The 613-nt window shown below is 46.0% G+C and carries 1 protein-coding gene and 1 pseudogene; both read right to left on the minus strand.

Features of this window, described 5'->3' with window-relative positions:
- A partial coding sequence (locus R7093_RS26380) for a DUF1415 family protein (protein WP_318147171.1) occupies positions 1-114 on the minus strand: 114 nt, incomplete at its 3' end.
- 50 nt (positions 115-164) lie between these two features.
- Positions 165-613: pseudogene (locus R7093_RS26385) on the minus strand (MFS transporter); the annotation flags it as partial.

Genomic DNA, 613 nt, shown 5'->3' on the forward strand with positions numbered 1-613 from the left:
AGCGAAAGGACACAAATTCAGACCAATCACGACATCATTAAGCCATTGATCGACTTGTTGAGTGATCGCATTAATATCTGTATTCGGTGTTTCTTGTGTTGAGCGCGTTGGCATACGACTTTCTTGCTTTTATGAATTTGGCGCAAGCATAGCAGAGAAGTCGATTAACTTCTTCCCAAGCTTGCTACATCAGTGTCGCTGTCGGTATCTACGCTTTCACAAATGTGTTTTAAGTAGGCAATGGCAGCAAACATCACGGCATACAAAACGCTTCCGCCAAGCAGTACGGTTGACCAACCGCCATGTTGCCAACAATAGAGCAATAAAAAACCACCTAAACTTCCGCCGACATAGTAGTGCACCAAGTACAAAGCTGTTGCGGTTGCTTTTGCTTGTGTTGCGTTTTGGCCTACCCAGCCGTAAGCCAAAGTATGGGTAAAAAACGCGCCAAAACTAATCAGCAGAAGACCGATAAGCATAGCGGCGAGGCTCTCAAAAGCCGCAATCCACATGCCTGCCATGCTAACCACAGCGCCTATGAACATACCTAGAATAGAAGAGTAACGTTTGCTCCAATGCCCTGCGCATCGAGAAGAAAAAGTTCCTCCCAGAT

The organism is Vibrio sp. 1580, from assembly GCF_033340055.1.